We start from the raw sequence: 26,487 nt of genomic DNA on the forward strand, positions 1-26,487 counted from the left end.
GATTTTGACCTCTATTATATATAACGTAAAACTCGGTTGAAAAAAACATACTGTGTTAAAAAGACACACAATAAAGTGTGGCGCATTGACCCAGTGATCTGGATCACACTATAGTTCGGCCATCCAGTCCCGATAACGGGCGACTTCGTTAAGAGGTAGCTAGTTAAAGGAAAGGTATTTGCACTGGTCCCACGGGATCAAATTTAATTTTAATAGGAATCTACAACATGAAAAAAATGATTTTTTCTGCTGCTGCTTTCGCTGTTGTTGCTGTATCTGCTGTTGCAGTTGCTCCAACTACTTCTGAAGCTATTCCAGCATTCGCACGTCAGACTGGCGCTGCTTGCTTGTCTTGTCACTTCCAGAGCTTCCCATCTTTGGCTCCAATGGGTCGCGCATTTAAAGAAGGCGCATTCACTGACGTTGGTGAACAGGCTCTAGTTGAAGATGAAATGCTTTCAATCACTTCTTCTGTAAACATGACTATGGTTCTGCGTCCTAACTTCGTATCTCAGTCTGTAAACGGCGTTACTACTAAATCTGCACTGATTGCTGACCAAGTTCTTATGTTTGGTGGCCGTGTAGGTACTAACACTGGTACATTCGTAGAATGGGCTGGTGCTGCTGCTAACTTCCAGTTGCTGTCATCTGTTGATGTTGGCGACATGAAAGCTGGTGTTGACTTCTGGTTCGCTGGTTTCGGCGAAACTTCAGGTATGGAAATCGGTTCTACCTTCGGTCAGCACGGTGGTCTGTTAGGTGGTAAGGCTGTTTCTGCTTCTAACACTATCTCTGCTAATGTTGGTGATATGGCTGGTGTAACATTCTTCGCTGCTAACGACATGATCAATGCTTCTTTCGGTCTGATCACTGCAGGCGCTGCATTCACTGGTGGCTCTAACGGTTGGAAACTGGCTCCTATGGGACGTTTGTTCGTTCATCAGGAAGTTGGTAACTTCGAACTAGGCTTAGGTGCTGGTATTACTTCTGGCCGTACTGGTGATGCTGGTACTGTTGCTGCTGTTGGCGGAGCTGGTGCAGCTATTGGTACTGTTCCTGCATTCAATGCGACTGCTTTAACTACTACTTTGGAAATGAAGAAGTGGATGATTGATGCACAGGCTCAGGGTGAATTGGGCGACATGCAGGTTGGCGTTTATGCCGATTACGCAAAAGCTGGTGCAGGCACTACAACGCGTGCTAACTTGTTCAGTAAGCTTGGTGGCCAGTCTTCCGGTTACTCTATCCGTGCAAACATCAAACCTTTGCATACTGTAATCGTAAATGCTGGTTTCGGCATTCTGCGTGATGCAGACCTTCTTGGTGCTGTAACTAAGACTACACAGTTCCAGGTTGGTGCTGAGTATGAAATCTATCAGAACTTCGTTGTTGCTTTGATCTACAACAACACTAAAAACACTACAGCTGCTAACGTAGTAACTAAGACTAAAACAACTACATTCGATATCGAAGCACTGCTATAAAACAGTACTTCACCTAGTGTGATAAAGAGGGAGGCTTCGGCCTCCCTCTTTTTTTTTGCCCTGAATATAGGTAACTTGTGCATTGTTACTTGACCGCAGGGCTGTGAGCAGTTGGAATTCAGCGCTATGAAGACTCTCATCAAATATTCCTTTTTATGTTCGATACTCTTTTCCATCACTGCGTGCAGTAATATGCCTCAGTTATTCTGGGACACCGATGATGGTAGCGGCAAAAACAGTTCATCCATATATGGTACAAAAACAGAGAAGAAGGCTGAGGCACGTGCGCCCTTGGAGGTGCCGCCTGAGCTTCGGGCTGATATAGCGTTGCCGATGGCTAACGAAGTTAGCACCAATAGCAGTCAAGAACGGTTGCCTGAAAAATATACCAAGGCGGTAGCCGGAAAGGCAGTGGCTTTAGATGCACGCGCCTATACTGCAACAGCAGATCAAGTGTTTTCGGCGGTTGTAGATGCAATGACATCATTAAATATGCCGATAGAATCAGTGGATTCACCCAGTGGCATCGTAACTACCGATTGGGTACAGAGAGGTTTGCACAATAATAATATATTAGGAAGCATGCTTGGGCAGGGCAGTAACGTAACACGCCATCGTTATGTTGTGCGGGTTTATCGTATAAAAACCGGGCAACAAGAAAAAACCCGTTTAGAAGTGCGGGCGCTCTTGCAGCGGTTTTCCAATAGACATTGGGTGAGTATGCCCATGAATCAAAAACATACGGCTGCATTTTTTACAACGGTTGAAGAGCAACTTGGCCGTTTGCAAGGTAATACGGTAGCTCCTTAAGCAAAAAAACATTCACCGCAATCCCCCAGGGGAGTCTCTCTCTCGTAAACTCGATTCACCTTCAGTACGCAGAGTTTGTCCCAGGGCACGTTCTCTTACGCAAGCGCAATTCACCTTGTCGCAGAGTAAGTCAAAAGCAACAAAATAGAGATGGCTGTTGTTAATGATTATGCCGATTTCAGTCTGACAAGATTATTATAGTTAAATACTCTAACTACTAAAGTCTCCACTCCCCTAAGACACACTTCTTCGTGGTGGGAGAAGGTCTAAAACAACGGCGAATGTTATGTTGTTTGTTTTTACTTTGCGTTAAGGTGAATTGCGCTTGCGCAAGAGAGACTCCCCTGGGGGAAAGGTACGCAAAGTAAGTCAACGGCAATTCTTATATAAAGCGAATTCAACGACGATTGTCAGGTTATATGAATGTTTCTCATGGTGCTTAAACCACCCTCCCAACGATGGCTCCTCTTACTTTCTTCGTTTTTGATTTTACTCTGCGAAACTTTGCGTACTTTGCGGTGAATGCTTTTGACTTTAATCGCTCACGCTGATCAATTGTTGAAGTGCAGTGCCCGGGTCAGGTTGACGCATCAGTGATTCTCCGATCAGAAAGCCATATACACCATTGTTATTCATAAGCTGAATATCATGCGGCGTGAAAATACCGGATTCGGTGATCACTGTTTTATCTCCATCTAACTGTTGAAGTAGTGAAATGGTTGTTTCCAAACTTGTTTCAAAGTTGTGCAGATTACGGTTATTGATGCCCATCAGTTGGGTGTCTAAGCGTAAAGCGCGTTCCAGCTCCTCAGCATTATGTACTTCAGGCAATACAGATAAGCCCAATTCATGTGCGCAGGCGGTGAGCTCTGCAGCCAGTGCATCATCAAGCATGGCAAGAATGACCAGAATTGCATCTGCTCCCATCGCCTTGGCTTCAATGATTTGATAGGGATCGAGCATGAAATCTTTGCGCAGAATAGGCAAATCAACGGCCTTTCGGATGGCTCTCACATAATCATCAGCGCCCTGAAAATATTTCACATCTGTGAGCACAGACAAGCAGCTTGCACCACCAGCTTCATATGATTTGGCGATGGCGACCGGATCAAAGTCTGCTCGAATAATCCCCTTGGATGGACTGGCTTTTTTCACTTCAGCAATCACTGCATTCTGCTTGTTATGGATCTTGCAATTTAAAGCGCCAGCAAAATCCAGTGGAGTGGCCTTGTGGGCAAGTTGAACCAGCTCCGCTTCAGACCGCTCAGTTTTGCATCTTGCAACCCAGTCTCGTTTATAAGCAGCGATTTCGTTCAGAATTGAACTCATAATGTATTACCGCAGAGGACGCGGTGGACGCAGAGGAAAATCATAATCGATGTACCATCCTTTTGATGCCATCTTTGAGATGAACAGTATTAAAATTTATCAGCAGTCCCAATGATTTATTGGCTAACTTAAGATATGTGAGTAATTGAGCTTGATGAATCGGTTGAAGTTTATCAACTGACTTGAGTTCGACAATGATGGCATCTTCAACAAGTACATCCAGCCTATAACCGCTATCAAGTGTTAAACCATTGTAGTGAACCGGTAATTGAATTTGAGTTTTAACTTTCAATCCGCGTTGCTTCAGTTCCTGTTGCAAACATATTTCATAAATTCTCTCCATCAATCCTGGGCCCAAGGCTGAATGCACAGCCATTGCCGCATCGATAATCTCGCCACTGATCTCGTTTAACCTCTGCGTCCCTAGCGTACTGGAGGTGAATTGCGTAGCAAGAGATACTCCCCTGGGGGATTGCGGTGAAAGGGTCATGATTGTTGTTGTGTGAAATCAATCAGTGCATTCAGTGTGTGTTGGACCTTGCCGGAGTCGATGGCGTTTGCAGCCATGGCCAGTCCTTCGCCAATACCATTGACTTTGCCAGCCACCCAGAGTGCCGCAGCCGCATTGAGCAGCACAATATCACGGCCTGCTCCTGCCTGGCCTGCAAAGATATGTTTGAGGATGTCTGCATTGGTTGCCGCATCATCGCCAGCCAGGGCTTCAGGTGCAGCGTAAGGCATACCAAAAGCTGCCGGATCAATTTCAAAGTGAATGGGTATCTGACCTGCTTCAATAAGAATGGCGTCAGTGATGTCGGTGGTGGTGATTTCATCAAGCCCATCTCTACCGTGTACTATCAGGGCGCGTTTGCTGCCCAGTTGTAGCAGTGCATTGGCCACCAACTCAAGCTTGTCTTTGCTATATACCCCCAGCACCTGGTAATCAGCGCCGGCAGGGTTGGTCAGAGGGCCGAGCAGATTGAAGATGGTGCGAATACCCAACTCACGGCGCACAGGGCCGGCATGACGCATAGCAGGGTGTAGATGTTGGGCAAAGAGAAATCCGATTCCTGTCTTATCGATACAATCAGCAACCTGTTCCGGGCTGAGTTCAAGGTTCACACCAAGTGCTTCCAATACATCGGCAGCACCGGACTTGGAGGACATGGCGCGATTGCCATGTTTGGCAACTGGCACGCCACAAGCAGCGACAACGATGGAAACTGCCGTGGAAATATTGAATGTTTTGGCGCCATCACCACCTGTGCCACAGGTATCAACGAGGCCGATTGCTTTAGGAACGATCTTGGTTGATGCCGCACGCATGGCCTTGGCTGCACCGGTGATGATGTCGGCGGTTTCACCTCGCATGGAGAGCCCCATCAGAATGGCTGCAATTTGAGCAGGGCTTATTTCGCCATTCATCATAGAGCCAAATACAGTCTCTGTGGTTTCACCTGTAATTGTATTTCCCTGCTGCAAATTCCTGATCATCTGCAATGCCGTATCACTCATGGCAACCTCCAATTTGATTTACCGCAGAGGACGCGGAGGACACAGAGGTAAGAAACATAAGGCCAGGCGCTGCAGTGCTGGTAGAACCGCTCATTACGGTGCAATCAATCTCATTCAATGCTTTTACTCCGCGTCCTTAGCGTCCTCTGCGGTAAATGCTTTTGACTTTGCAGCATTACGCTTTGACCGCAAGAAAGTTTTTTAGCATCTGGTGGCCGTGTTCAGTCAGGATGGATTCCGGATGAAATTGCAGACCAAAGGTCGGGTGTTCCCTGTGGCGCAAGCCCATCAGTTCACCTTCTGCAGTCCATGCTGTGCGCTCCAGACAATCAGGTAGTGGCTCGGGCACAATTAATGAATGGTAGCGTGTTGCCGTGAATGGAGTTGGCAGGTCGGCGAAGACCCCCGTGCCTACATGATGGATGAGACTGGTTTTGCCATGCATTAATCGTGGTGCACGAATGACTTGCCCACCAAAGACGGCTGAAATGGACTGATGGCCCAAGCAAACGCCAAGGATAGGTATCTGACCTGAGAATTCACGGATCACCTGCATGGAAATGCCTGCTTCAGTAGGTGTGCGGGGGCCGGGTGAAATCAAAATACTGTCAGGCTGCATGGTTTCAATATCACCCAGACTGATTTTATCGTTGCGAAATACCTTTGGCGTTTCGCCCAATTCCCCTAGATATTGCACTAGATTGAAGGTGAATGAATCGTAATTATCAATGACCAGAATCATGCTGTAGTTCCTTCTGTTGTGTCTGCCGGTTTGTTGTCAGGTGTGCTGGCGGACTGGGCTTCGGCCAGTGCTACGGCGCGGAACATGGCGGTGGCTTTATTGACACACTCCTGATGTTCTTTTTCAGGTACGGAGTCTGCCACAATACCAGCCCCGGCCTGAATATGTACCTGACCACCATGAATAACGGCCGTACGAATGGCAATGGCAGTGTCCATGCGTTGTCCACCAAAGCCGATGTAACCAACCGTGCCAGCGTAGGGGCCGCGGGCGACAGGTTCGAGTTCATGAATGACCTGCATGGCACGTACTTTGGGCGCTCCGGATACGGTGCCTGCCGGGAACGTTGCCGCTAAGAGATCAAGTGTATCGGCATCATCATGCAGATCACCCTCAACCTGAGAGACAATATGCATCACATGCGAATAGCGTTCGATCATCATCGATTCGGTGAGTTCGACACTGCCGTAGCGGCATACGCGGCCCAAATCATTGCGGCCCAAATCGACCAGCATGACATGTTCAGCCAGCTCTTTGGCATCGGCCAGCAGATCAACTTCGAGTGCTTTGTCTTCTGCTGCTGTTTTGCCGCGTGGGCGGGTGCCGGCAATAGGGCGAACTACAGCTTTCTCTTTTTCACGGCGTACCAGAATCTCGGGAGATGAGCCCACCAGAGTAGTCTCTCCAATATGCAGATAAAATAGATAGGGTGATGGATTAATGTGGCGAACGGCGCGATAGATATCAAAGGGAGCACAGGCGAGGGGTTTAGAGAAGCGCTGACTTAATACCACCTGAAAAATATCACCGGCAAGAATGTATTCACGAGCTTTGGATACCGCCGCTTCAAAATCAGCCTGTGATGTTTGCGCAACAGGGGCTTCGCTGAGTGTAGTGTCTGCATCAAGGTTGAGTACTTTGGCCATCTCGCCTTCCGACAGGCTGGTCTCCATACCGTTTAGTACCGTTTCTGCCGCATCGGCCTGATCGGCGGGCATGCGTACACAACAGGTTAGTGTGCCTTTAAGGTTATCAAAGACCATAAAACGATCGACCAGTAAAAATGCAGATTCCGGTGCATTGACTGGATCAGGCAGGTCTGCCGGAATATCTTCAAAGTGGGAAACCAGTTGATAACCAAAATATCCTACTGCTCCTCCGGCAAAGGGCAGGTCATCGGCAGCGATATATTCTTGTGAAATGACCTGCTCACGCAACCAGTCAAGAATGCCACCTTCAAAGGTCTCTTCGTGGCCATCACGAAAGCATAAGGCGGTTTGAGCACCATTGGCGGTTGCACGACAGGCAGGACTGATGCCTAAAATGCTGTAACGACCCCATTGCTCACCACCTTCGGCGGATTCAAACATGAAACAGTCGCCACGATTGACCAGGCGTGAGAAGACACCCGGTGGTGTTAAACAGTCAGCCGAAAGGGTGCGGCGAAACAGTTGCATCGCGTTTTGTGCCGAAGAGGGGGGAGAAATTGATGAGCTCATGTTGACAAGGTTACCTTGCTGTGGCGAAATGCGCGGCGTTCGGGACAAGGTAGTGATGCTTTGTTCAGAATCATGGGGCCATAGCTCAGCTGGGAGAGCGCTACGCTGGCAGCGTAGAGGTCAACGGTTCGATCCCGTTTGGCTCCACCAATTACTTGTAAAGCCTTATTCCGAAAGGAATTCCTACAGATGGTAAAAAAGTCAGCGCCCGCTCGTACAGAGTGGGCGTACTTATTTGTGCTACAAGATATCGTCTTATAGCTAAGGGAAAATGGAAGTTTCTTCATCGTAGCGAACAATATATTTATTACTATCGACGGGCTATACCTGAATTGCTATGGCCAGCCTTCAACCATAAGTGGAATACTAAAAAAATATCTGCTTATTCTTCGGTATCGCCCTTTTAACACAAACATTAAGAAGTGCTCTTGTTGGCAGTGATAGTGGAAGTTGTTTTATTTATTGAGAAGCACTGCAGCTATTTTCTAGGTTTTTAGTTTGTGGGCGAGCAAGGCATAAACGGCATGACTTAAATCAGTGAGCTTAAATGGCTTACTTATCAGCTTCGTGTTTTCATCAAGTTGTAACTTCTCCATGGATGAAGATTTGTCATAGCCCGTTATATAGAGGACAGGTATTTGAGGTTTAATCTCTCTTATCTCTTTTACCGCCATATAACCATTAATATTTGGCATGACAATGTCAGTTAGCATAAGACTGATTTCGTCTTGATGGCTTTTAAACACTTCTATGCCTTGTAAGCCATCATGGGCAGTAAGTACATGATAGCCGAGGCTAGATAACAACTGCTCCAATGTGGTTAGGACAGAGTTATCATCATCAACCACCAAAATGGTATAGTGATCTGTAGCTTGTTGAATGGATTCAATTTCAGGAGACTCGATAGCTTCAATCTCTATGGTTGGCAGACAGACTGTAAATGTTGTGCCTTTACCAGGTTTGCTTTTTACGGTGACAACGCCGGCATGACTTTCGACAGTGCCATAAAGTGTTGATAAGCCCAGGCCTGTCCCCCTTCCTACTTCTTTTGTTGTGAAAAAAGGTTCAAATATATGGGGAAGGTTTATGGGGCTTATTCCATTTCCGGTGTCTTCTACGACTAGCGTTGCAACTTGTGATGTACAAATCTTACAAATGTCCTTTTGCGCACAGTTATTTATTGACGATGCCTTTAGGCTTACAGTGATTGTCCCCTGTTCTTGATTGGAGAGGGCATCGCGAGCATTACTGACTAAATTCATCAGCACTTGTTGAAGCTGTGTTGCATTACCGTGCACAATGAGTCGTTCGTGCGTGAAATTAATGATGAATTTAATATTTTCAGGCACACCAATTTGAGCCGTTTTTGCAGTTTCTTTCATCAAATTTGTGAAAGGAATGTTTTTCATCTCTACCTGGGCTTCCCGCGAAAACATTAATAGCTGACTGACCATGTCGGCTGCGCGATGACTTAATTGCTCAATACTGGAGAAATATGCCTTAACTTTTTCGGGTGAAGATGCCTTGCTTTTTCCGAGGTAGGCTTTCCCCATAATGCCTGCTAGAAGGTTGTTAAAATTATGCGCGACACCACCGACCAGTGTGCCAACAGCTTCCATTTTCTGGGCTTGATGCAGTTGCTCTTCGAGGTGTTTTTGAGCACTTAGATCTTCATTGGTTCCCACAAAATGTGTAATTTTACCATCAGAATTAGTGATGGGTGAAATGGTCAGTGAGGCGGGGTAAAAGCTACCATCCTTACGTCTGTCAACAATGTTACCTCGCCAGGTTTTACCAGACAGGATGGTGTGCCACATGTCTTCGTAAAAGGAAGGGTCCTGTTGGCCGCTGCCAATAATTTTTGGGTTTTGTCCCAATGCTTCATTCGCCTCAAATCCGGTAATTTTAGTAAAAGCAGGATTGACGTATTCAATGATGCCATCGCTATTGGTAATAAGGATGGCTTGCCCACTTTGTTCAAGGGCAGTGGATAATTTGCGTTGATGCGTCTCGATATGTCGTTTTTCATGCAGGTATGCAAATAATAGCGTGAAGAATATGGTGAGTAGTATTGATGCAAAGAGAATAACCCAACGAAGCTTGGTGCTATGCATATTTAAAAATGCCGAGGAGGCACTAAAGTGTAATTTTACCTTACTGTCTATAAATACAAATGATTTCTCCATTGATATGGGTGATTCAGTTAGCGTTGTTTTATAGGAATAAACTAAATGTTCTTTGCCATTGTGCGTGTCGAAAACCTGCAGATGGATTCCATGTTCAGGATAATCGCGGAGTGAATTTTCAAGCATGGCTCCCACATCCATATCAACGACGATAAAGCCCAGGTGCATCTTGGTCTGATTTCTTGAATCTAAACTCTTGAGGTGTGGCAAAAAAATAGGTGAAACAATACTGAATACAGGCATGTTATCATCGTAATCACCATCGTGGTGTATGGTCGTTGGTTCATCCGTCATGATGGCTTTTGAGAAGGCATCTGAAAATTCTGGTATTCGTGATAAATCCAGACCGGGAATCATATCTGGAGATTTTACAATTCGACTCAAATAAATGGGGTAATGGTTATGATCCTCTGTTGTGTTCTGAATATTTTCATCGTCATTGTCATTGTTTGAACGGTCATGGATATGGAAAGAGCTATCCGGTGATTTTTTAACCAGCTTTTCAAAATCTTCTCGCTGTTCAGGTTTGATGAGGGGTACCCAAGCGAGCGCAAGTGTTGCTTTCTCCTTCCAGGGTAGCATGTTTGCAAGCGTATTAAATGTTTGTGGGGACACTGTGTTCTTTTGTTCAGTTATCAGTATATTTTCCAGGGCCTGTTTAAAATTGCTGACATTTTTGTATGCGGAGTTCCATGCATGGGAGATCAGAATAAAATAACTATTGGCGATGGCGTCAAATTCGCTTTGAAGTCTTTTGTCTTCGGCTTGTTGTACTTGGATAAAAAGTAAACCGGAGAATATCAAGCCAATGAGGAGTGGAATAAGAGTCCGTTTGCTAAATTTAAACTTATTCTTCAAAGTCTTTCTCTCCCTTACATAATTGAAATAATGAATAGTCAGCATAAGCTATGCCATCAATTCATGACATTTGAAACAGATGCATGCAACAGCTACAAATCGCGGCTCACCGGCGGGATGGTGTTTTAGAGAATAGTGAAGAGGTATATCTGCGAACATAGCTGCCTCTATCGAATACTGTTTTTTTAGATGATATATATTTTGAAGGGGCACGAATGAATCATTCCTTTTATAGTGAAACACAGATTGACAATGGGCCACTGGTGTTAAGTCATGCCATGCCGCATAGCCAGAGTGTGGCACTGGGCATTTTTATCAATGTTGGCAGTCGCGATGAAATCGAACGGTTATCTGGAATAACCCATGCATTGGAACATATGTTGTTCAAGGGAACAGATCAGATGGATGTGCATCAGTTGGCAGAGAAGTTGGATGATCTGGGTGGAAATGCCAATGCCTTTACATCACGCGAACGCACCTGTTTTCACCTGCATGTGTTGCATGAACATTGGCTTGAAGCACTCGATATTCTCATGCAAATGGTGCGTGAGCCGGCTTTGCCGGAAGCTGAATGGCAGCGCGAACGCGAAGTGATTTATGCCGAAATGGCCATGGTTGAAGATACACCGGAAGAGTGGGTGATGGATCAGCATCTGGAATCGCTGTTTCCAGATCATAGTCTTGGTCGGCCTGTTTTGGGCACGCATGCCTCACTGTCATCGTTTTCTACTGAAGATTTATCGAATTATTTGCAGCATTGGTACAATGCTCCGCGCCTGTTGATCGTCGCAGCAGGAAACATTGATCACAATGCCTTGATTGATGCGGTCGGAGACGTTTCCTGGGGGGGGAAATCAGAAGCTGAAGCGCGCATTGCTGCAGTCCCGATGGCTTCAGGCGTACAGGCTCTGCCTCGCGCCGGAGAACAGGCTCAAATTATTGCATCCTTTCCGGGCATTGTTGCGGCATCCGAGCAGCGACCTGTTGCATGGTTGGCTAATCAGGTGCTGGGGGGAGGGATGAGCTCAACCCTGTTTCGTGAAATCAGGGAAAAGCGTGGTTTGGCCTATGGTGTGGGGTCGCATCTTAATGCGTTGAGTGATACTGGTACCTGGAGCATTACTTGTGGCACAGAGCCAAAGCGGGCTGCTGAATGTGTCGATCTATTGTCCGGCTTGCTGCACGGTTTTGCATCACAGATCAGTAGTGATGAACTCGAGCGTTCCAAACGTCAGCTGCAGGTGCAGTTTCGTATGGGACTGGATTCGGTTGAGGGTCAGATGCTTTATCTGGGCTCACGACTGGATGAACAGCATCTGCTTTCTCCTAGGCAGTGGTTGGAACGGGTGCAGGAGGTGGATGTTGAAGCGGTGCGTTTGTGGGCCTCGGAGCAGCTTTCAACATCGGCATTATGGAGTGTTGCTGCCCCTGAGCAGTCGCTGGCTCAAATTTGTGATAGAATTCGCTTGTAGCACTCAATTTGCCAGCAACTTTTCAGATGATTGCGTTGAAAAATGCTCACTTACAAAAGTAAGCTGCGCTTTTCTGCCTTGTCCTCTGAGAACATCCGGCAATCTGAATGGCTACAATGTTATGTAAAGGATCGTGAAAACTAAGATGATGAAGATGATTAAAGAAGATATTCGCACGGCCTTTGACCGTGATCCCGCTGCACGTTCGTCGTGGGAAGTGCTCACATGCTATCCTGGGTTGCATGCTATCTGGATGTACCGTCTGGCCCATCACTTGTGGGCCGTATTTGGCTGGCGTTGGTTGGCGCGTTTTGTGATGCATCTGGCGCGCTGGTTTACAGGTATTGAAATTCATCCGGGTGCAACTATCGGGCGTCGTTTTTTTATTGATCACGGCATGGGGATTGTGATTGGTGAAACCACGGAGATTGGCGATGATGTGACACTCTATCATGGTGTTACCTTGGGTGGGACGACGTGGGAAAAGAAAAAACGTCACCCTACCTTACTCGATGGTGTCATTGTCGGAGCCGGTGCGAAGGTGCTCGGTGCGATTACGATCGGGAAGCAGTCGCGCATAGGTGCGAATTCGGTGGTGTTTCGGGATGTGCCCGAACATTCCACCGTGGTGGGTATTCCCGGCACCGTAGTGGCGACGACTGAATCGCTGATTGAAGATGGTAAAATTAATCTGGATCATCATCTATTGGCTAACCCGGTGTCGGAAGCGCTGGGGCATGTGTTGAAAATGATTGATGATGTGAATGCGCGTGTTGATACTTTTCATCCGAAACCTGAAGGTGAAGAGGCGGATACTGTGGATGAACTGGATAAAGATCGCCTGTCCGAGCAAGAAAAGCTGGAACGTTTTTTAGGTGGTGGAATTTAACAAGTCTGTCTTCAGTTTGACGTTTTCACAGCCATAGTTTGATTAAAAAAAAGAGGGCGAGACTAATGTCTCGCCCTCTTTTTTTGTTCTAAACGGTGTGACTAGCGTGGTAAAATATTGTCGCCTTTACCTGCATCTGCCGGTGCATCATCACTGTTGATAAGCACAGTGATAGCGCCACGAAGTGCTGCACTCATGGTGTGATCCACAATTGCATTGGCGGTAGTTTTACCCTTTGGAGAAACGATATCCATGGCGGAAGCTGATGCCACAGGAAGCCCGTAAGTCTGCATGTCATACAGTACATTTTTCGGACTACCATTTGGATAAACGCGATCCCAGATGCCTGCAATTGGAGGTGCAGCAATTGGCATATTGATGTTGGTTGTCAGGATTTTTTATCGGAGAATGTAGATAAATAACGTTTGGAGATGGTGAATTTATTCGTGCTTAAGCCCAATGGTCTGTGCTATTTTTCACTTCGCCAGCCATGGTTTGCCATTTATATTGATCCACTCCTGTCTGTATTCTCGATGGGTCTATGGCGGGTAGAATTTCAGTGTGTTGCCTTGCCACTGTTGCGGATGTCGGAGGCGTTGAACTTATCTGGGTAGGCGCGGGCATTGCCCTTGTGGTGATCGTGGTTGATTGAACAGGCGTTTTTGAAGGAGCAACGGCCGCCATCACATGGGCTCCAATATCTTTACCTGTAGTGGAGTCCACAAACACATTGGCAACGGCAGAAACGAGGCTGGAAAGCATATTACCAAGTACGCCTCCATACAGCGTGTCACCAGCAATACGAGAGGCATAGCCCATTTCATCACCAGTAATCTTTCTGTAAATAGTCGAAATAATCGGGATATGTTGCAGTGGGTTAATCGCGTCAATGATGTCCCAAAAGCTAAAAGATTCTTTTTCCCACACGCCAGATGTTGCACTGGATGTGTTGTTCAATGTTTGCGGTGAAACGGGTTCCGGCACTGCTTTGGCAGTGTGTGGCTGCGTATTGGAGGCCCTGATGGGCGCGAATGTCCCTGTGGAATGGGAAATGGCTTGCATGCAAAACTACTCGCATAGTTGATGCCATAATAAACTATAAATATTTCAATGACTTGAGATGTTTGTTGTTCAAGCGAAGGGCAGCTTTTTCCGGATGTTGGTAATTCTTACCGCTTATCCTTAAAGAGCAACCGCAGCCAGAGACTACCTGCCATAATCATGGTTGAGGATAATAGCATGCCCATGGTGACAGGCCCGAACAGGAATCCGAGTTGTTCATCCGGTTGTCGAAAGTTTTCGCAGATGATGCGGGCAATAGCATAACCAATCAGGAAGATGGCAACACGAGCACCGGCCGGCCATTCTTTATTGCGCAGTGACCACATGACGATAAATAGTACGATGCCTTCCAGCGCCATTTCATACAGTTGGCTGGGATGACGAAGTTCAGGGCCGACATGAGGAAACACCATACCCCAGGGCACATCAGTGACTCTTCCCCATAGTTCGCCATTAATGAAATTCCCGATACGACCAAACATCAATCCAAGTGGTGCGACGGTGAAAAATCGATCTGCCAGACCTAAAAAAGGTAGATCATGTTTTCGGCAATAAAACCATCCGGCAATGACCGGGCCAACCATGCCACCATGAAAGGACATACCGCCTTGCCAGATATACAGAATTTCAATCGGATGACCGAGGTAATAACTGAAATTATAGAACAACACATAACCGATGCGGCCACCAAGTACGACACCGAGAATAAGTGTAGTGAATAAGCCTTCATAAGCATCGCGTGAGATGCGGGTTTCCCATAAACCAGCTGTTTGCAGTTGTCTGCGCACCAGATACCAGGTGCCAAAAAAACCAGCGATATACATCAGTCCATACCAGTGAATGGCCAGAGGCCCCAGTTGAAGGGCGACAGGGTTAATGCCGGACCAGACCATTATAGAACCACCCATAATAGGAATAGACCGAACAGGATACGATACACGCCAAAGGCGACAAAGGTGAAGTGTTCAAGGAATTGAATAAACAGACGCATCACCAGCCAGGCAGAGATAAATGCCACTACAAAGCCAACGCCCAGCACCAGTAAGTTGGCGCCGGTGAAATCCTGATAGTGCTTTAACAGATCAAAGCCGCTGGCCGCGAGCATGACTGGCAGCGCCAGCAGGAATGAAAATTCAGCACTGGCTTTGCGTCCTAAGCCAATCAGTAAACCACCAATAATAGATGCGCCTGCTCGGCTGGTGCCGGGAATCACCGCGAAGACCTGTGCAATGCCAATCCATAAGGCATGTTTGTACTGGATATCTTCGATATGCTGGATCGGGTACGCTTTGTCGCGGTGTAAGTATTCAACAATAAGAAAAATAATGCCGCCGATAATAAACATCGGAGCCACAACTTCGACGGTGAACATAGATTTGATCTGTTTATGAAATAGCAGGCCAACAAAGCCGATAGGGATAAACGCCAGTGTTACCTTTAACCATAAATCAATATGTTTCAAACTGAATTTATCACGGTAGTTGGCCACAACAGCAAGAATGGCGGCCAATTGAATAATCACCTCAAAGGCCTTGTTCGCTTCAGTGTCTGGTAAATGCATCCACTGGCTGGCGACAATCATGTGGCCGGTGGAGGAGACGGGCAGAAACTCGGTCGCACCCTCGATAATCCCCAAAATAATTGCCTGTATGAAATCCATGATTAAAACCCTTTTTATTGCCGTAAACATATTGATCGCAGCTGTTGCGCAGCGACTCTACGGCTTGGTGGGCGCAACACAACGTCGTACCCATTCGTTATTGCTGCTACGGTTTGGGCTTAACGATGTAAGGACAACACAGGATTTATTATGAAACAGTTCTTTTCCACATTATTTCTCTGGCTTGGTCGGATACGCAATGTGCTGATCAATGGCATATTTATTATATTTTTATTGTTGTTTGTATCTGCAATGTATGCTGGTCAGCCAAAAGTACCTGATAGTGCTGCACTGGTGATTGATCCGCATGGTCAAATCGTGGAAGAACTGGAGCTTCCGACACCGGGTTCGCTGCCCTTTGATTTTAGTTTTACCGCACCAAATCAGACAAACCTGCATGAACTGGTTGAGGTGATTGAACATGCGGCTGCCGATGATCGTATTCGTTTATTGGTACTGAAATTGAATGATATGGAAAAAACGTCGCTGCCTAAGTTGCAAGAATTGCGTCGGGCAATCACGGTGTTTAAGTCATCCGGTAAAATGGTGATCGCTGTTGGGCCGAACTATTCACAATCGCAATATTATCTTGCAGCTATGGCTGATCAGGTTTTTCTGGATCCTATGGGCGTAGTGGCGCTGCAGGGTTTTAGTATTTATCGTAATTACTTTAAAGCAGCCTTGGATAAATTGTCAGTTGATGTGCAGATATTCCGTGCCGGTAAATACAAAGCCGCCATTGAACCGTTAATTCGCAATGATATGTCCGGGGAAGATCGATCTGCCAATCAGGCGCTGCTGTCTGTTTTGTGGGGAGCATATAAAGATGATGTGGCAGATATGCGTGGTATTAAAGCGGCTCGTTTGCAGGCTTTACTGGATAAACCCGCATCATTTTTAGCCAAGTATGATGGTGATTACTCGGCCCTCTTCAAGGCGGAAGGACTGGTTGATACGTTGGCTGATTATCACACCATTGAAAATTATATCGCCGGAGCAATGGGTATAACATCAGGTAGTAGCAGTGATTATGCGAGTATCGATTTTCATCAGTATCGTGCTGCAACGTTATCCGACTTGCCTGCTGCGAAAAACAGACAGGTCGGTGTGATTACCGCTAGTGGTATGATTGTTGATGGTGAACAGCCTCCCGGCATGGTAGGCAGTGAATCGATGATTGAGATGCTTGAACGAGCGAGATTAAATCCACAAATCAGAGCGGTTGTGCTGAGAATAGATAGTCCGGGTGGTAGTGCTCAGGCCTCTGAAGCGATTCGTAGTGCGATTGTGCATCTGAAAGCGTCTGGAAAGCCTGTCGTGGTTTCGATGGGGAGTTTGGCTGCGTCAGGTGGATATTGGATGGCAGCACCCGCGGATGAAATATGGGCCTATCCTACGACAATTACGGGCTCGATAGGTGCTTTTGGTGTGATGGCCAATGTTGAACAGGGATTAAAGAAGCTGGGGATTCATACCGATGGTTTGGGCACAACGTCGATTGCTGCCGGTATTCGAGCGGATCGATCTATGCCAGCGCAGTTGAACGAAGTGATGTCGTTGGCCATGAAACATACCTATAGGCGTTTTCTGGGCATTGTCTCTGATGGTAGAGGCTTGTCTATTGATGAGGTGGCCAAGTTGGCTGAAGGGCGGGTCTGGACCGGTGTGGATGCACAGCGTCTGGGATTGGTAGATGACTTGGGCGGTTTAAAAGAAGCCATTATTGCTGCTGCAAAAAGGGCCAATATTGAGGCAGATTATAGCCCTGTATGGATCAAGCCGCCGCTGAGTATGCGTGAAATGGTATTGCTGAAATTGTTTGGAAATGCGGATACGTTTGCATCAAGGTTGTTGTCGCAAAGTGCATCGGTGTTAGGTCTTTCTCTGCCAGCATCCTTAAAACTGGATATTAATCAGTATGCCCGCATCTTATCGTTGTCATCCGGGCAGCCACACATTTTCACGCTTTGCGATGTGCGGGTGAGTCCTTGATGATGATGTGCCTGTTTGAAGCGTAAATAAGGTTTAAGGCAATGAGGCAGGCCAGACCCACCAATGAAAGATGGGCCTGGTGCGTGTGTATTATTTTGGATTGTTCTTTTTGTTATTATGCAAATGGGCTTTGAAAAAAATGCCTATTAGTATAGCTACACCAACGGCGCCTATGATCGTCATATCATCCATGATTAGACTCCTCCCTTAGATTATCTCCATCGCTTATCAAGTCGTGGTGACAACCTTCTCAGATCGCGCCGTAAGGTATGATTTTGCTGATGTATGTAAACATATTTTTTATATGGGTATCATAGTATTCTCAAGGCATTAAAAGAAAAAATGAATGATATTAAAAAACTACAGAAATATCATAAGAAATAGATATTCATGGTATTTTAATCTTGATCGGCCTACCGTTCGTCGCATGTTGTTTGTTGCCCGGCATATGCGTGTTTATTCCCGATTAATGATCGGGCTATTTGCGATGCAAATTTTAGTGGGCGGTTTTTGTCTGCTGACCAGCGAAGCGCACGCCATGTCGCACTCGGTACAAACGCATGAGATGAGTGCGCATTGCACCAAGTCTGTCGATGGAGATCATCAGCATAGTCAGGATCATGCTGGTAATTGCTATCATTGTGATCAACCTGATGAGTTATCGAATTCTGCATTTTCTTCTACGGTGTCGATGGATTTGACCTTTTCAGATGTAAGCATCTTACCTGCTGCACTATTGAGTATGGCCGATGCCAGCGGTTTATTGTCTACGCGAACGCCGACCGGACCACCGCGCTCTTCAACCCTTCTCTACACCACCACACAACGCATTTTAATCTGATTTAGCCCTTCTTCTGAAACCACGACTCAGCTGAGTTGTGGTGCGCCTGTTTCTGCGCGCGCATTGAAAAGAAGGGAGGCATGTACGCATGCAATATTTACAAAAAGTCCAGCATACGCTGGCAATGATCATCTTGATCGCGATTCCATCCACTGCCACGGCAGCTGCTTCACCACTTATCTTGCAGCAGGCTGAATCACTGGCTCTGCAACACAATCCGGCTTTGGCAGCGGTGGGTAAACAGGCCGAGGCGATGGCGGCTATTCCATCGCAGGTGGGCAGCTTGCCTGACCCTAAAGTGTCGTTAAAAGCCATCAATTTACCGGTAGATTCATTTTCCACCACGCAGGAAAATATGACCCAGATGCAGTTGGGTTTTTCGCAGGGATTACCCTTCCCCGGTAAACTGGGGTTAAAGTCAGAGGCGGCTGAACATATAGCGGCGGCAGCATTGCAAAACAGACAGGAATTCCGACTGGTTTTGTTGCGTAATACACGAATCCATTGGTGGAACCTGGTTTATCTGGACAAGGCCATTTCCATTATTCGTCGCAATCAGGATTTATTGCGTAATCTGGTCAAAATCGCTGAAACCAAATACACAACGGGCAAAGGTTTACAGCAGGATGTGTTGCTGGCTCAGCTTGAACTATCCAAATTGCTGGAACGCGAACTAAAATTACAGGGTGCTCGTCAGCGAGAAGCAGGCACACTCAATGCTTTGTTAGGGCGTGCAGCCAGTACGGAAATTGTGATTGCCAGTCAGCAGCCTGGTGCAGTGACGTTCATTAAAGCCGATGTTGAGGGCTTAAAGCAATGGGCGCGCGAGCACCGTCCAATGCTGTTGGCGATGGATTATCGTGTGCAGGCTGCAGATTCGATGCTGGCTTTGGCGCAAAAAAATTATTACCCCGATTTTAATATTGGTGCTGCTTACGGTTTCCGACAGGGCATCAATCCAGCCAGCAGAAAATCGAGGCCGGACTTTGCTTCCATCATGCTGACTATGACGGTGCCGCTTTATAGTGGAAGCAAACAGGATAAAGCAGTGGACCAGCGCATGGCAGAGAGAGCCCGCGCTCAATTCTCTCATGCCGATGCAGCCAACCGGGTGGATGCGGATATTGATGCGGCGGCCTCAGATTTAAGCATTGCTCACAATCAGGTGGTGTTATTTGAAAAGGGCATACTGCCGCAGGCGCGCCTGACCACAGCTTCCATGCTGGCTGGCTATCAGGTCAACAAGGTGGATTTCCTTAATCTCGTACGCGCCCAGCTCAGTGAATTTAATACCGACATTCAATATTGGCGGCAGATTTCAGCACTGCATCAGGCCGAAGCCCGTCTGGCTGCCGCTGCGGGCAAGGAGTCGCTGCAATGAGTCAAAGTCAAAATCATTTCACCGGCCGTTCCAGTGCATCCATGCACTCACGGTATTCGGGCATCCTGCCCATCACACAGGACGCAAAGGAACGCAAAGGAAAACCAAATCAACAGGTGATGATCTTTAAAGATTCTTCCTCTGCGTCCTTCGCGTCCTTTGCGGTAAGAGAATTTAATGGGAGTAAGGCATGAAGAACACTGGATTAATGATTATGGTGCTTATCGTAGGGCTGGCCGGGGGATATTATTTCTCCGGTATGCAACAGGCATCCAAGCAAGCTACAAGCGCTGTAAAAATCGAAGTCAAAAGCGATGGGCCATGTGCAGGCGGTGCTCAACCACTGACCTGGCGCAATCCGATGAACCCATCGGTTACCAGTCCGAAAGCCACCAAGGATAGTATGGGCATGGATTATATTCCGGTCTGTGCCGATGCTGGCGGCAATCAGGGGCCGGCGGGGACTGTGAGAATTGATCCGACGGTAACACAGGATATTGGTGTGCGTGTCAGTAAAGCTGTTCGCAAAAGTCTATCGCGCGCCATCACTACGGTTGGACGTATCACCTTTGATGAAACCAAACTGGTGACACTGCATCCCAAGGTGGATGGCTGGGTCGATAAATTATTTATCGATAAGACAGGTGAGAGTGTCAAACTCAATACCATGCTGCTTTCCTTTTATTCGCCGCAGCTTGTAGCCACGCAGGAAGAATATCTGCTGGCCTTATCCAACTGGCAGCAATTGAAAAACAGCCCGTACACTGATATTCGTGAGGGTTCGAAACGCTTATTGGAGTCATCACTGGATCGATTGCGTTTCTTTGACGTGGCAGAGCATCAGATTAGAGCACTGAAAAAAACGCATAAAGTGCGCAAGAGCATGCATATTCATGCGCCAGCAGCAGGCGTGGTAACAAAAATAGGCGTGCGTGAAGGGGCGCATGTCACACCGATGTCCGAGCTTTATCAGATCGCTGATCTGTCCCGCGTTTGGGTGCTGGCCGATCTGTACGAGCATGAGATTGGTTGGGTGAAAGAGGGTGATGAGGCGAGATTGAGTATTGCATCCTTGCCCGGTCGCACGTTCACAGGGCACATCACGTATATTTACCCTTATCTCGATCCCAAGACACGCACCAATAAAGTGCGTATCGAGTTTGATAATGCCGAGGGTCTGCTCAAGCCGGATATGTTCGGTGATGTGGTGATTACTGCCAGCACGGCCAAGCCCGGCCTGTTTGTACCAAGAGAAGCGGTATTGATCACCGGCAAAAAAGCCCATCTGTTTGTGCAGGTTGAGCAGGGGCGCTTTGAGCCGCGTACGGTAAAAATAGGCATCAAGGCAGAGGGCTTGGTGGAAATTCTGGACGGCGTGAAGGAGGGCGAACTGATTGTCACCAGCGGCCAGTTCCTGATCGATTCCGAATCCTCCATCCGCGAAGCCGCCGCTAAGATGGTTGCACCAAAATCATTAACCGCTAAGGACGCAGGATTAGGCAAAGAAACGCCCAAAATGGACATGAAAGGCATGGACATGGACGCCATGAAAAAGGCTAGCCCCCAAAAACCGAAACCGATGGATATGAAGGGCATGAACATGAAAGAGATGAACATGGGAGGAACCACAGATGAACGCAGATAAACGCAGATTATTTTCTCTCTTAAAAGGTTTTGACTTTCCTCTGCGTAACTCTGCGTACTCTGCGGTGAAAGCATTTGACTTTGCATTTGATTTTGCCTTTTCTGAACTGCGGAGCCAACCATGATCGCCAAAATCATTGATGCGAGTCTCCGTAATAAATTAATCATCCTGATTTTCACCGGTCTGCTGGTGGCAGCGGGATCGTTTGCGGTGAAAAATATTTCACTCGATGCCATTCCCGATCTGTCCGATGTGCAGGTGATTGTATTCACCAAATATGCTGGTCAGGCACCTCAGGTTGTTGAAGATCAGGTGACCTATCCGTTAACCACATCCATGCTGGCTGTGCCGCATTCGAAAGTGGTACGCGGATACTCCTTTTTTGGGTTTTCTGTCGTTTACGTCATTTTTGAAGATGGCACCGATATGTACTGGGCGCGTTCGCGGGTACTGGAATATCTGAATTATGTATCTGGACGACTGCCTGCAGGCGTGAACCCGTCGCTGGGGCCGGATGCAACAGGCGTGGGCTGGGTGTATGAATATGCGTTGGTGGATAAAACTGGCCAGCATAATTTGGCCGAACTGCGCTCGATTCAGGATTGGTATATGCGTTATGCCTTGCAGACGGTGAATGGTGTCTCCGAAGTGGCCTCTATCGGCGGTTTTGTGAAGCAGTACCAAGTCGAAGTCGATCCTAATGCGCTGGCTGAATTAGGTATTCCATTGGCCAAGGTGAAACATGCCATTAAACGCTCCAATAATGATGTGGGTGGTCGTCTGGTGGAAATGGGCGAAACCGAGTACATGGTGCGTGGCAAGGGTTATCTCAAAGGCATCGCTGATTTGGAGAGTATTCCAGTCGGTGTAGATACGCACGGTACACCGATTCTGTTGCGCAATGTGGCGAATATTCATTTGGGGCCGGAGCTGCGGCGCGGTTTGTCTGAACTTAATGGTGAAGGCGAAGTGGCTGGTGGCGTTATCATTATGCGTTTTGGCGAAAATGCGCTCAAAACCATTGAAGCTGTGCGTGAGAAACTGGATGAATTGAAGTCCGGCTTACCTGCGGGGGTGGAGATCGTACCAACCTATGATCGTGGCGGCTTGATCGAGCGGGCAGTAGACAATCTCAAAGATAAATTGGTTGAGGAGTTTCTAGTTATTTCGTTGGTCTGTATGTTGTTTCTGATGCATGCCCGTTCAGCGCTGGTGGCTATCATTACCTTACCGCTGGGTGTGTTGATGGCATTCATGTTGATGCAGTGGCAGGGATTGGCGGCGAACATTATGTCACTCGGTGGTATTGCCATCACGCTTGGAGCCATGGTCGATGGTGCGATTGTGCTGATTGAAAATGCCCATAAACATCTGGAGCAGGCGCTGCATGAAAAGAAGAGTCAGAGTCAAAATCTTTTATCATCAGAGAATGATGAGGGTAGTGCGCCTGAAAGTGGTGAGGTTGAACTGACTGTTTCCGAGCGTTGGGCGGCTGTGGGCAGAGCTTCGCGGGAAGTGGGGCCGGCGCTGTTTTTCTCGTTGTTGATTATTACCGTTTCTTATATGGCGATTTTCACGTTGGAAGCACAGGAAGGACGTCTGTTTAAGCCGTTGGCATTTACGGCGACTTACGCGATGCTGGGTTCGGCAGTGCTGGCGATTACCTTGGTGCCATTGCTGATGGGCTGGTTTATTCGGGGCAAGGTGATGCCGGAGGAAAAGAATCCGGTCAATCGCGCCTTGCAGTGGGCGCATGGGCCAATGCTGGCAGGGGCGCTTAAACATAAGACGATCACAATTCTTGTCGCGATTGGGCTGCTCTTTTCGATGGCTATTCCAATGGGTAAAATCGGTTCGGAATTTATGCCTCCGCTGGATGAAGGAGATATTCTCTACATGCCAACCACCTTCCCCGGTATTTCGATCACCAAGGCGAAAGAGCTATTACAGCAAACAGACAAGATCCTGAAAACCTTTCCCGAAGTGCAATCGGTATTCGGCAAGGTTGGTCGCGCTGATACGGCGACCGATGCCGCACCGTTGGCGATGATCGAAACCATTGTACGCCTGAAACCGAAAGCAGACTGGCCTGATGCGGAGAAAACCACTCAGGCGCTGATGAAAGAGATGGATAGTGCCATCAAGTTTCCGGGGCTCGCTAACGCCTGGACCTACCCGATCAAGACGCGTATCGATATGCTTTCAACCGGCATCAAAACACCGATTGGCATTAAGGTATCGGGCCCCGATTTGAACGTACTTCAAGAGGTGGGCATATCCATTGAACGGGCCGTGAAAACCTTACCGGAAACGACCTCGGCATTCAGTGATCGTGCTGCTGGCGGTTATTATCTGGATATTGATATTCAGCGTGATCGAGCCGCCCGCTATGGGCTGACGATCGGTGATATCGAGGATGTGATTCAGTCGGCCATTGGTGGCATGAATGTCACCCAGACGGTGGAAGGATTGGAGCGTTATCCAGTAAATCTGCGTTATCCACGTGATTACCGCTCAGATCCAGAGGCTTTGAAGCGGGTGCTGATTCCAACGCCTACCGGGGCCCAGATTCCTCTGGTGTCGGTGGCAAATATCAGTGTGTTGCGCGGGCCACCGGTGATCAAGACAGAAAATGCACGCCCGAATGCCTGGGTCTATGTTGATATTTCGACATCGGATATCGGTGGTTATGTGGCCAGAGCCAAGCAGGTGATTGCTGATAAGGTCACCATTCCACCGGGTTATACGCTGGAATGGTCGGGACAATTTGAATATATGGAACGCGCCTCGGCCAAGATGCGCATTGTGATTCCTGCGACGCTGCTGCTGATCTTCCTGTTGCTCTATTTTAATTTCGGTAATTTAGCGGCCCCCATCGTGGTGATGCTGTCGGTACCATTCTCACTGATCGGTGGTTTCTGGCTGGTCTGGTGGTTGGGTTTCAATTTGAGCGTGGCGGTGGCTGTTGGCTTTATCGCCTTAGCCGGTGTTTCCGCCGAAATTGGTGTGTTGGTGCTCACCTTCATTGATCAGGAAGTATCGCAGTGGCGAGAAAGAGCTGGCGGTGCGTTAAGCCCGGATAGCATGCGAAAAGCTGTGCAAAGCGGTGTGGCCAAACGTGTGCGTCCAATCGCGATGACGGCCACGGCTGTCATCGCAGGTCTGGTGCCGATTATGTTGGGCGGTGGTACAGGCTCGGATGTCATGCAACGCATCGCAGCACCTATGATCGGTGGCATGGTGACAACCACCTTGCTGAGCTTGATCGTATTGCCAGTGATTTACGGTTTGGTATTACAATTTAAAGAAAAGAAATTTAATCAACACGAGGATACAATATGAAAAAACTAAATTCAGGATCAATTAAGCGGGTAAACTCAAAAGGCTTTATCTGGGCTATGGGTTTTGCTGCATTATTGCTCGGCGCATGTGATCAAACGACGGATACAAAGCAAAACACCGCAGCAATGGCCACGACTACTGCTACCGTATCGTCAACCAAGCAGTCAGCGCAACCACTCAAGCCGGAAGTGGTGATGTATAAGCCCCCAACATGTGATTGTTGCACTGGATGGGCTGAGCATTTGCGCAAAGATGGTTTTACAGTCGTGGTGCATAAACGTGACGACATGGATGTGATCAAATCCAAATACGAGGTAACCGATAAACTGGCTTCCTGTCATACCGCTATCGTCGATGGTTATGTCATTGAAGGGCATGTGCCAGCAGCCGATGTTGAACGCTTGCTCAAAGAGCGACCTGATGTTGTCGGGCTGACTGCACCGGGTATGCCGATGAAATCTCCGGGCATGCAAACTGTGGGTCAAAAACCTGAAGCTTATGATGTGTTGGCCTTTGACAAGGATGGCAACACCACTGTGTTTCATAAATATTAAGGATGGGTTGGCTGGCTAAAAGCGCAGCCTATTTGATCATATTGAAGAATAAGGAATATAGGAGAACAGTATGAAAAAAATGATATTAATAATTGCAGGCATGCTGTTGTTGGCATCAGTGCAGATTGCTTCGGCAAATGATGATACAAGGAAAATACATGGTGTTCATTACCATGGGCCATTGCATGGGGATAAAGATTCGCAGCAGATGAGCTCAATGAAGAAGGGCATGTTCCTTGAAAAAAAGGATATTGATGGATATGCCGTCAGCTTTCATGCCATGGCAGTGAAAAAGAATATGCAGCATGGCGGCACGCATAATTATTTGATCAAGGTGGAAAAAGATGGCACGGCTCTTGGCGATTTAACCGTGAATTCAAAGGTGACACACCCCAATGGTAAATCCGAATCAAAAATGATGATGAAGATGGGCGACTGGTATATGGCCGGTTACGATCTGGGACACAAGGGCGAGCACCAGTTAATGGTGCTGTTTAAAACACCGGATGGGAAAAAGCATTTTGGTGGTGTTCATTATTCAGAAATGATTTCAGTTCATGAAAAAAGTCATTCTCATGAGATGACGCATGAATAAGGTCATTAATAATAGGAGACCAGTCATGAAATATCTTCTTCTCATGGGCTTATTAGTTTCATTTGCAGCATGTTCATTGCAGCAACATGCTCAAACCCCAAAAAGCGAGAAAGCGGCGCATAATTCGATCGCCAAAAGTATGGATCATGAACATAGCTTTTTTGTGACTAGAAAAGGTGTTCGCGATGGCTATGTGTTTATTTTTCATGTTATGCCTGCCCCTGAAGGTGAAGGATTTAGTCGCGAAAATTATCATCTTATGGTGAGCGTTGAAAAAGACGGGCAGGCCATTACTGATCTCACTCTTTACGCCGATGTCAAACATCCCGATGGCACGATTCAGAAAAAAGCGCCGATGATGCAAATGGGTGCTTGGTATATGGCCTTGTATAATCTTAGCCATGAGATGGGGCAGCATTGGTTGACAGTCTCTTTTGAGCATCAGGGTAAATCGTATTCTTCTGGCGTGTATTACCCTGAACGCGTCTATCATGAGTGAACTGCATCAATGCCCAGTTTGTGGAATGGAAGTAAATACTTCCAATCTATGGGCTGATCATCTCGGTACGACGTATTATTTTTGCATTGAACAATGCAAAGAGAATTTTTTAGCACGGCCCAGATTATATCT

The 26,487-nt window shown here is 47.3% G+C and carries 23 protein-coding genes, 1 tRNA gene and 1 pseudogene; 15 read left to right on the forward strand and 10 right to left on the reverse strand.

Annotated elements, in window-relative coordinates; genetic code table 11:
- Nucleotides 1-227: 227 nt before the first annotated feature.
- Nucleotides 228-1,484 (forward strand): hypothetical protein, encoded by a 1,257-nt coding sequence (locus D8Y20_RS08965; protein ID WP_121542905.1) that lies wholly within the window; start codon nt 228-230, stop codon nt 1,482-1,484.
- Between the two features lie 192 nt (nt 1,485-1,676).
- Entirely contained in the window at nt 1,677-2,294 is a 618-nt protein-coding gene (gene bamC / locus D8Y20_RS08970) for an outer membrane protein assembly factor BamC (RefSeq protein ID WP_161957609.1), read from the forward strand.
- A 534-nt stretch (nt 2,295-2,828) separates the two neighbouring features.
- On the opposite strand, the gene trpC is transcribed toward bamC, so the two are convergent.
- The 5 genes from trpC to trpE form a co-directional block, all read right to left on the reverse strand.
- A complete protein-coding gene (gene trpC, locus D8Y20_RS08975) occupies nt 2,829-3,623 on the reverse strand; it encodes an indole-3-glycerol phosphate synthase TrpC (protein ID WP_121542909.1) in 795 nt (264 codons plus the stop codon).
- Nucleotides 3,624-3,663: 40 nt separating this feature from the next.
- Entirely contained in the window at nt 3,664-4,113 is a 450-nt protein-coding gene (locus D8Y20_RS08980) for a GxxExxY protein (RefSeq protein WP_121542911.1), read from the reverse strand.
- On the reverse strand, nt 4,110-5,138 hold the full coding sequence (gene trpD, locus D8Y20_RS08985; protein WP_121542913.1) for an anthranilate phosphoribosyltransferase: 1,029 nt from the start codon (nt 5,136-5,138) through the stop codon (nt 4,110-4,112). The genes D8Y20_RS08980 and trpD overlap by 4 nt, the downstream gene beginning before the upstream one ends.
- 175 nt (nt 5,139-5,313) lie before the next feature.
- Nucleotides 5,314-5,880 (reverse strand): aminodeoxychorismate/anthranilate synthase component II, encoded by a 567-nt coding sequence (locus D8Y20_RS08990; protein ID WP_121542915.1) that lies wholly within the window; start codon nt 5,878-5,880, stop codon nt 5,314-5,316.
- Nucleotides 5,877-7,337 (reverse strand): anthranilate synthase component I, encoded by a 1,461-nt coding sequence (trpE, locus tag D8Y20_RS08995; protein ID WP_121542917.1) that lies wholly within the window; start codon nt 7,335-7,337, stop codon nt 5,877-5,879. Before trpE ends, D8Y20_RS08990 begins: the two co-directional genes overlap by 4 nt.
- A gap of 116 nt (nt 7,338-7,453) precedes the next feature.
- Here trpE and D8Y20_RS09000 point away from each other — a divergent pair.
- Nucleotides 7,454-7,529: transfer RNA gene (locus D8Y20_RS09000), tRNA-Ala, on the forward strand.
- 335 nt (nt 7,530-7,864) lie between these two features.
- Here D8Y20_RS09000 and D8Y20_RS09005 read toward each other — a convergent pair.
- Complete coding sequence (locus D8Y20_RS09005) at nt 7,865-10,423, reverse strand: ATP-binding protein (protein WP_161957610.1); 2,559 nt, start codon at nt 10,421-10,423, stop codon at nt 7,865-7,867.
- A gap of 215 nt (nt 10,424-10,638) precedes the next feature.
- Here D8Y20_RS09005 and D8Y20_RS09010 point away from each other — a divergent pair, with 215 nt between their 5' ends.
- Nucleotides 10,639-11,895 carry a pitrilysin family protein gene (locus tag D8Y20_RS09010; protein WP_121542921.1) on the forward strand — a complete coding sequence of 419 codons (1,257 nt, stop codon included), beginning with the start codon at nt 10,639-10,641 and terminating at the stop codon, nt 11,893-11,895.
- A gap of 145 nt (nt 11,896-12,040) precedes the next feature.
- Nucleotides 12,041-12,784, forward strand: a complete 744-nt coding sequence (gene cysE, locus D8Y20_RS09015; RefSeq protein ID WP_121542923.1) for a serine O-acetyltransferase — start codon at nt 12,041-12,043, stop codon at nt 12,782-12,784.
- A 101-nt stretch (nt 12,785-12,885) separates the two neighbouring features.
- Here the strand turns inward: cysE and D8Y20_RS09020 are convergent, their stop codons facing one another.
- From D8Y20_RS09020 to D8Y20_RS09035, 4 genes are all read right to left on the reverse strand, one after another.
- Nucleotides 12,886-13,158: a hypothetical protein gene (locus tag D8Y20_RS09020; RefSeq protein ID WP_201265597.1), complete on the reverse strand. Its 273-nt coding sequence runs from the start codon at nt 13,156-13,158 to the stop codon at nt 12,886-12,888.
- Nucleotides 13,159-13,234: 76 nt separating this feature from the next.
- Entirely contained in the window at nt 13,235-13,846 is a 612-nt protein-coding gene (locus D8Y20_RS09025; RefSeq protein WP_121542925.1) for a hypothetical protein, read from the reverse strand.
- A gap of 107 nt (nt 13,847-13,953) precedes the next feature.
- The gene (gene lgt / locus D8Y20_RS09030; RefSeq protein ID WP_370050659.1) at nt 13,954-14,742 is read right to left on the reverse strand and encodes a prolipoprotein diacylglyceryl transferase; all 789 of its coding nucleotides are present in this window, start codon (nt 14,740-14,742) and stop codon (nt 13,954-13,956) included.
- Nucleotides 14,739-15,506, reverse strand: a complete 768-nt coding sequence (locus D8Y20_RS09035; protein WP_121542929.1) for an undecaprenyl-diphosphate phosphatase — start codon at nt 15,504-15,506, stop codon at nt 14,739-14,741. Before D8Y20_RS09035 ends, lgt begins: the two co-directional genes overlap by 4 nt.
- Before the next feature lie 150 nt (nt 15,507-15,656).
- Here D8Y20_RS09035 and sppA point away from each other — a divergent pair, with 150 nt between their 5' ends.
- From sppA to D8Y20_RS13930, 10 genes and pseudogenes are all read left to right on the forward strand, one after another.
- Nucleotides 15,657-17,498: a signal peptide peptidase SppA gene (sppA, locus tag D8Y20_RS09040; protein ID WP_121542931.1), complete on the forward strand. Its 1,842-nt coding sequence runs from the start codon at nt 15,657-15,659 to the stop codon at nt 17,496-17,498.
- Between the two features lie 427 nt (nt 17,499-17,925).
- Entirely contained in the window at nt 17,926-18,339 is a 414-nt protein-coding gene (locus D8Y20_RS09045; protein ID WP_121542933.1) for a hypothetical protein, read from the forward strand.
- Nucleotides 18,340-18,427: 88 nt separating this feature from the next.
- Nucleotides 18,428-19,720: a TolC family protein gene (locus D8Y20_RS09050; protein ID WP_121542935.1), complete on the forward strand. Its 1,293-nt coding sequence runs from the start codon at nt 18,428-18,430 to the stop codon at nt 19,718-19,720.
- Nucleotides 19,717-19,914 carry a hypothetical protein gene (locus D8Y20_RS09055; protein WP_121542937.1) on the forward strand — a complete coding sequence of 66 codons (198 nt, stop codon included), beginning with the start codon at nt 19,717-19,719 and terminating at the stop codon, nt 19,912-19,914. The genes D8Y20_RS09050 and D8Y20_RS09055 overlap by 4 nt, the downstream gene beginning before the upstream one ends.
- The gene (locus D8Y20_RS09060) at nt 19,911-21,365 is read left to right on the forward strand and encodes an efflux RND transporter periplasmic adaptor subunit (RefSeq protein ID WP_121542939.1); all 1,455 of its coding nucleotides are present in this window, start codon (nt 19,911-19,913) and stop codon (nt 21,363-21,365) included. The genes D8Y20_RS09055 and D8Y20_RS09060 overlap by 4 nt, the downstream gene beginning before the upstream one ends.
- Nucleotides 21,366-21,485: 120 nt before the next feature.
- A complete protein-coding gene (locus D8Y20_RS09065; RefSeq protein ID WP_121542941.1) occupies nt 21,486-24,707 on the forward strand; it encodes an efflux RND transporter permease subunit in 3,222 nt (1,073 codons plus the stop codon).
- Nucleotides 24,708-24,832: 125 nt separating this feature from the next.
- Nucleotides 24,833-25,261, forward strand: a complete 429-nt coding sequence (locus D8Y20_RS09070; protein WP_370050661.1) for a DUF411 domain-containing protein — start codon at nt 24,833-24,835, stop codon at nt 25,259-25,261.
- 70 nt (nt 25,262-25,331) lie between these two features.
- A complete protein-coding gene (locus tag D8Y20_RS09075; protein ID WP_121542943.1) occupies nt 25,332-25,856 on the forward strand; it encodes a hypothetical protein in 525 nt (174 codons plus the stop codon).
- Nucleotides 25,849-26,355, forward strand: a complete 507-nt coding sequence (locus D8Y20_RS09080) for a hypothetical protein (protein WP_201265598.1) — start codon at nt 25,849-25,851, stop codon at nt 26,353-26,355. The genes D8Y20_RS09075 and D8Y20_RS09080 overlap by 8 nt, the downstream gene beginning before the upstream one ends.
- Nucleotides 26,348-26,479: pseudogene (locus D8Y20_RS13930) on the forward strand (YHS domain-containing protein); the annotation flags it as partial. The gene D8Y20_RS09080 and the pseudogene D8Y20_RS13930, both read left to right, overlap by 8 nt.
- Nucleotides 26,480-26,487 lie beyond the last annotated feature (8 nt).

The organism is Mariprofundus sp. EBB-1, from assembly GCF_003665155.1.
Taxonomy (GTDB): domain Bacteria; phylum Pseudomonadota; class Zetaproteobacteria; order Mariprofundales; family Mariprofundaceae; genus Mariprofundus.